This window comes from Rheinheimera tangshanensis (genome assembly GCF_014645135.1).
Classification (GTDB): Bacteria; Pseudomonadota; Gammaproteobacteria; order Enterobacterales; family Alteromonadaceae; genus Pararheinheimera; species Pararheinheimera tangshanensis.
Genome location: NZ_BMLH01000012.1, coordinates 22,318 through 28,317 on the forward strand (window position 1 = coordinate 22,318; position 6,000 = coordinate 28,317).

Annotated in this window: 7 protein-coding genes; 4 read left to right on the forward strand and 3 right to left on the reverse strand. The window is 47.0% G+C overall.

Features of this window, described 5'->3' with window-relative positions:
• Window positions 1-5 precede the first annotated feature (5 nt).
• Complete coding sequence (locus tag IEW88_RS17260; RefSeq protein ID WP_147905508.1) at window positions 6-1,304, reverse strand: DUF5666 domain-containing protein; 1,299 nt, start codon at window positions 1,302-1,304, stop codon at window positions 6-8.
• A 91-nt stretch (window positions 1,305-1,395) separates the two neighbouring features.
• Between IEW88_RS17260 and IEW88_RS17265 the strand changes: the two genes are divergently transcribed.
• Window positions 1,396-2,064, forward strand: a complete 669-nt coding sequence (locus IEW88_RS17265) for a response regulator transcription factor (RefSeq protein ID WP_147905509.1) — start codon at window positions 1,396-1,398, stop codon at window positions 2,062-2,064.
• Entirely contained in the window at window positions 2,054-3,292 is a 1,239-nt protein-coding gene (locus IEW88_RS17270; protein WP_185148664.1) for a sensor histidine kinase, read from the forward strand. The genes IEW88_RS17265 and IEW88_RS17270 overlap by 11 nt, the downstream gene beginning before the upstream one ends.
• A gap of 44 nt (window positions 3,293-3,336) precedes the next feature.
• On the opposite strand, the gene IEW88_RS17275 is transcribed toward IEW88_RS17270, so the two are convergent.
• Together IEW88_RS17275 and IEW88_RS17280 are read right to left on the reverse strand one after the other, a co-directional pair.
• Window positions 3,337-4,389, reverse strand: a complete 1,053-nt coding sequence (locus IEW88_RS17275; protein WP_053425125.1) for an alkene reductase — start codon at window positions 4,387-4,389, stop codon at window positions 3,337-3,339.
• A gap of 10 nt (window positions 4,390-4,399) precedes the next feature.
• On the reverse strand, window positions 4,400-4,705 hold the full coding sequence (locus tag IEW88_RS17280; RefSeq protein ID WP_147905511.1) for an ArsR/SmtB family transcription factor: 306 nt from the start codon (window positions 4,703-4,705) through the stop codon (window positions 4,400-4,402).
• A 293-nt stretch (window positions 4,706-4,998) separates the two neighbouring features.
• Here IEW88_RS17280 and IEW88_RS17285 point away from each other — a divergent pair, with 293 nt between their 5' ends.
• Both IEW88_RS17285 and IEW88_RS17290 read left to right on the forward strand, forming a co-directional pair.
• Entirely contained in the window at window positions 4,999-5,481 is a 483-nt protein-coding gene (locus IEW88_RS17285; RefSeq protein WP_147905512.1) for a fasciclin domain-containing protein, read from the forward strand.
• A gap of 129 nt (window positions 5,482-5,610) precedes the next feature.
• On the forward strand, window positions 5,611-6,000 hold a 390-nt coding region (locus tag IEW88_RS17290; protein ID WP_188713517.1), incomplete at its 3' end, for a transposase domain-containing protein.

Genomic DNA, 6,000 nt, shown 5'->3' on the forward strand with positions numbered 1-6,000 from the left:
CAGCCTTAATCATCCAGTACACAGGCGGATAAACGCACGCCATCAAAACTGCAGTCCAGTTCAAGCCATTGATTCTCAAAGCTGCTCAGGCTGTTATCTGTGGCCTGATAACCCCAGATGCTATTGTTCTGTACTAAACCTGTCAGTTCTATACGTGCTGATACTCCGGCTTTTTCCACTTCTTTCACTGTGATACTGCCATCCGCTCTTTGTACGGCTTCAATTTGCAGGTACTGACTATCCAATGTCTGTAACGTGAGGCCATCCTCTAACTCAGTCAGGCTATTCACTGCAAAACTAAAACCATTGAGCTGTAGATGAGTACCATCAAAGGTCATAGTGCCAGTAACTTCTACTCTTTGACTGCCTGGAGTGCTGATGCTTTGGTTGTTAAATTCAACTTCAGTCAGCACACTTTGGTTATTCTGCTGCTTTAATGTCACTTCGACATAGCGGCCTGGCTGCAGCTCATTGGCAGAACCTTGTTCGAAGCGGGTGGCCGTGGTGACGTTAAAGCTGTAGCGCTGGTTCAGTTCAAAGCTGGTTTTGCTTTCGTTAACCCAACTGATCACGCCGGAAATTTCAGTTTCTGCAGTGTCAGGGAATTGTTCGAAATCAACTTCGCTGGCTTTTAAAACACCATTGCTAAGCTGGCCATAGACTTCTGCCCAGCGGCCTGAAGCTACTGCACCATCTTCAATCATTGCTGCTGAATAATCGACTTGTTGCCCTAATATGCTAAAGCGCTGAGTGCTTTCATTCAATTCGCTGATTTGGCCTTCCAGCTCGATATAAAGCGGTGTATCTGCCGAAGAGAGCTTGGTCACTGCTGTGACTTCGCTGCTTTGCAGTGGGTTTAAACTGACCAGTACAAAGTCTCCTGCTGTCAATGAATGGTTAGTCAATTGCAGGCTTTGGCCATTGATTTGCAGCGTATCGCCCTGAACTGCACTGATAAAACCTGCCAGATCCGGATTGAGTTCTACCTTGTGTTGGCCTGAACTGTCGCTTGTGACCCGAACTTTGGATCCGCTGGTTAATACAGAAGACGCTAAATTTTGTTTGGCGTAGCTGACAGTGCTGGAGCTGAAGTGAAAGCTTTGCCCTTGCACTGTGAATGCGCTGCTGCTGACGCTATCAACCGTACCTATAGTGGTTTTAGTGGTGACAGGCGTGATTATCGGATTAGTGCCATTGCCTTGGCCTGGCGCTGCTGTTGTATTATCTGAGTTGCCATTCGAACTGCCGCAAGCCGCCAGACTTAATACAGATACCGCTATCATCAGGTTTTTCATGTGTTTCATATAGACCTCTTTGGTGTGTCAACATAGACTGATGGCGGCAAGTGTAGGTAAGCCTGAGTGAAGTGATCGTGAAGTCTTTGGTGGAAAATAAATGAAAGTACTGTTAGTGGACGACAACCAGCAAGTGATGGAAACCTTAACCGACTATCTGGAATTATCAGGTGTTCAGGTCGATTGCGCTTACAATGGTCTTAGCGCTTTAGCTCTGCTGAAACAGCAGAGTTTTGATGTGATAGTGATGGATATTATGATGCCAAAGCTGGATGGCATCAGCACGGTGCAGCACATCCGTCAGGAATTGTTGTGTCAGACTCCGGTCTTATTTCTGACGGCCAAAGACGGTTTGGTAGATAAAGAAGCGGCCTTTGAAGCTGGAGGCGACGATTATCTGGTGAAGCCTTTTGCCTTAAAAGAGCTGCAATTGCGGCTTGAGGCCTTAAGTAAAAGAGGCGTGCGGCAGGATTTAACCACGCTGGTGTTGGGTGATGTAAAACTGGATCTAACTAGCTTGTCTGCGACTAAAGGGGACCGACCTTTGAAACTTAGTCGTATTCAGCTGCAAATTCTAAAACTGCTGCTGCAAAAATCTCCTGCTGTGGTCAGTCGTCAGTATCTGACAGAACAGATTTGGGGCGATGAAGAGCCGGCCAGTGATGTGTTGCGCAGCCATGTCTATGCCATTCGCAATCAGTTAAGTCCGAAGCAGGAAAGGCCTGTGTTGGAAACCTTACATGGTCAGGGGTATAAGCTTGTTTTATAAAGCAAATAGCAGCTTTTTCCGCAGAGTGACGCTCATCACTTCTATTCTTAGTCTGGTGTTTATTTCGTTATTCTGGCTGGTGATTTTAGTGGCTGAAGATCAGATGGAAGTCATCAGCCTGGATCACTGGCTGGACGCAGAAGCCCGAATGTTTGAACGAGATTATCAGTTACAGGGTACTGCGGCTGATTTACCTAATCACTATGAATTTGACAGCTACTGGAGTGAAGAGCCTATGCCACTCTGGTTGAGGGAGTACACAACTCCTGGCTACTACGAGCATCATTTAGGGCCTGAAGACAAGCATTTTCTGGTGCGGCAGCATCCATCAGGCAAGGGCCTCTTTTACGTGGTGTTTAAAGACAATGCTGATGATTATTTGGACGAATACGAGTCCAAGCTGCACCTTTTTACCTTGTTATTTGGTTTCGCCATCATGCTCTTCACGGTTTGTTATGGTGTGTATATGGTGCGGCAAATGGCGGTGCCGCTGCGTAATGTCGTTAGCAAAATCAAACAGATGTCGCCTGAGCAGCCTTCTTTTGTCGTCGAGGCGCGCTTTGAAGAATTACGGACTATAGAGCAGGCGCTGTTTGACAGCAAAAAGCATATAGCGGCTTTTTTTCAGCGAGAACAGGAGTTCAGTCGTTTTGCTGCTCATGAGATCAGAACGCCGCTGATGGTATTACAGGGCTCCTCCGAATTACTGCAAACTATACTGGCAGAAGAACCTCGTTGTCAGAAAGCTCTGCTCAGAATTGAGCGCGCCTGCCAGGATATTGCTTTATTGACGGACACTTTTTTGTTATTGGGCAAAGAGACAATAGATGCTCACCATTATCAGCAGCTTGACTTAGAAACAGTGTTGCGTGAGCAATTGCCACTGGCGCAACGTGCTGCGATTTCTGACACAGCCAGCTGGACCATACAGGTTCATCAGAATATACAGCTTTGGGCGCCACAAAGTTTTGTGCGGGTGGTGCTGATTAACTTATTAAAAAATGCCTTTATTCATGGCAATGGCGAGCTGCTGGTTGAGCTGAATGAGAGCCAATTAAGGGTTAGTAATCACAGTAGCAAAGAGCGGGATAGTCAGGGCTATGGTTATGGTTTGGTCATAGTCGAGCGTATTTGCAGTCGTATGGGCTGGCAGTTGGACATACAACATCAGTCAGTCGACTTTTGTGTGCAAATCAGTTTTTCGCCAGAGCCGAAGGATACTGTGTAAAAACAAAGGGCCAGTAGGCCCTTTGTTCATTTCAAAGCCGGATGTTAAGCCAAAGTAGGGTAGTCGGTATAACCGACCGGACCTTTGCCATAAAACAGTTCTGGTCGTGGCTGGTTTAATGGCGCATCTGTTTCGAGGCGTTTTGGTAAATCCGGGTTGGCAATAAAAGGAATGCCAAAGGCGATAGCGTCTGCTTTGCCTTCTGCTAACCAGGCGTTGGCCTCTGCTTTGCTGAATTTTTCATTGGCAATCACAGGACCACCAAACAGCTGTTTAATCAGTGGTGTAATGCTGTCCTCTGCCGGATGTTCACGGGTAGAGATAAAAGCAATACCACGTTTGCCCAGTTCAGTCGCAACATAACCAAAAGTAGCAGTGCGGTTCGAGTCACCCATATCATGTGCATCCATACGAGGTGCTAAGTGCACTGCCACTCTGTCTTTACCCCAGACTTCAATACAAGCGTCTGTGACTTCCAGCATTAAGCGAGCGCGGTTTTCCAGCGAGCCACCGTATTCGTCATCCCGTAAGTTGGTGCTGTCCTGCAGGAACTGGTCCAGTAAATAGCCGTTCGCTCCGTGCACATGTACACCATCAAAACCTGCGGCTTTCGCATTGATTGCACCCTGGCGATAGGCTTCAACGACCTCTTTGATTTCGCTTAAGCTTAAAGCCCGTGGCTCATCAAAGTCTTTCATTGGACGCACCAGACTGACATGGCCCGCCGGACGCACTGCACTTGGGGCTACAGGTTTTTCGCCATTTAAATAAATCGGATCGGAAATGCGGCCAACATGCCACAGTTGCAGGAAAATACGGCTACCTGCTTTGTGGACTGCGTCAGTCACCAATTTCCAGCCGTCAACCTGAGCTTGGGACCAAATACCTGGTGTATCCGGATAACCGACCCCCATAGGAGTCACCGATGTGGCTTCGGATAAAATCAAACCCGCACTGCTACGCTGGCTGTAATACTCCGCCATCATGGCATTAGGCACGCGGCCTTCATCAGCACGACAGCGGGTTAAAGGCGCCATCACAATACGATTTTTCAGGGTTAAATCACCCAGGGTAATAGCATCAAATAAAGTTGGCATCTGTCATTCCTTAAAGTTGATCGGTTAAGCGAGCCAGAAAGTGTTGGATCACATCTTCATTGCGCGAAAAAAAACTCCACTGACCTACTTTTTTACTGCTGATAAAACCAGCACGTTGCAAAGTGGCCAGATGGGCAGATACGGTGGACTGCGACAAACCCGTTTTCTGGTCGATTTTGCCGGCACACACGCCAATACTGAGCGGGTGCTCCTGATCGGCAAAATAGACTTCAGGTTGTTTCAGCCAGTTTAAAATGTCCCGTCGCACCGGGTGGGACAGGGCTTTGATCATCTCGTCGAGTTCTGCAGAGCTCATGGTTTCATCCATATCCATATATCGCGATGTGGCGAAATATATATCGTAAATTTTCGATATGCAACTTTTATTTTATTCTGGTCGGTACATTAATTAGGCTCACAGCCGTAAACAGAGCGAAACACTAGCAAGAGACAGCCTGTTAGGTAGTAAAGATCCACTGAAGTTATCATACGTAATACGGCGTTTTTTTAACCAGGTTCAGAAAAAATAAACAAATATACTTCTGATCTCTTTATCGACGGACAGCGTTTTCTATTGCGGGTTTTATGTTCAACTAAAAGGAAATCAGAATGAAATTTCGCTCATTATTGAATTTAACCGTTCTTTCAGCAGCTTTAGTTGTCTCTGCTGCATCCTACGCTTCTGCTAAAGCAGATATTGTCGATACCGCTGTAGCCGCAGGTAGTTTCAATACACTGGTGACTGCAGTTAAAGCTGCAGATCTGGTCGATACCTTAAAAGGTGCTGGTCCGTTTACCGTGTTTGCACCAAACGATGCTGCATTTGCTAAGGTTCCTGCTGCAGATTTGGAGGCGTTGTTAAAAGATAAAGCAGCACTTGGTAATGTACTGACATACCATGTGGTTGCAGGCAAAGTGATGGCCTCTGATGTGGTGAAGTTAACATCCGCTAAAACAGTACAAGGCCAGGAATTAAAGATTGCCGTGAAAGATGGTGTGGTCTATGTCGATGGTGCTAAGGTGATCAGTACAGATATTGAAACCAGTAATGGCGTCATTCACGTGATTGATTCTGTTGTCTTACCTAAATAATCGTTTTTAATCAGAGAAAAGGAGCCTTGTGCTCCTAATGCCGATCAGATAAGCATTTTTCAGATCGGTTGACCGATCCAGTGGTTGATGTATAAAGGCCTGCAACAGAGATGTCGCAGGCCTTTTTCTATGCAGTTAGTCACCGCTTTAACCCTTGCCAATCGTCACGCTCCACACGTTGTTGGCTCCGGCACTTTAGCTCAATTGCTTCCCCCTGAATTCCTTGGACAATGTCTTGAACAGGCCGGAGTCACGACTATTCGTCGGCGGCGTTTACCGCTCGAGTCTTTAGTCATGCTACTGATTGGCATGGCGCTTTATCGCAAAATGGATGTCTGGTCGATAGCCAACACCATGCAGCTGGCCCTGCCAGGAAAACGAGTGTTGACAGCGCCCAGCGCTGTCCATCAGGGACGTCAACGCTTGGGTGATGAGGCTATTCAGCAGGTCTTTTTACAGACTCAACAGCTATGGCATCAAGCTGCAGAGCACCCACGTTGGTGCGGTTTACAGTTGCTT

Bases quoted from the DNA above. Each gene is read 5' to 3' on its own strand.
- IEW88_RS17260 (WP_147905508.1), bottom strand. From the start codon at position 1,304: ATGAAACACATGAAAAACCTGATGATAGCGGTATCTGTATTAAGTCTG.
- IEW88_RS17265 (WP_147905509.1), top strand. From the start codon at position 1,396: ATGAAAGTACTGTTAGTGGACGACAACCAGCAAGTGATGGAAACCTTA.
- IEW88_RS17275 (WP_053425125.1), bottom strand. From the start codon at position 4,389: ATGCCAACTTTATTTGATGCTATTACCCTGGGTGATTTAACCCTGAAA.
- IEW88_RS17280 (WP_147905511.1), bottom strand. From the start codon at position 4,705: ATGAGCTCTGCAGAACTCGACGAGATGATCAAAGCCCTGTCCCACCCG.
- IEW88_RS17285 (WP_147905512.1), top strand. From the start codon at position 4,999: ATGAAATTTCGCTCATTATTGAATTTAACCGTTCTTTCAGCAGCTTTA.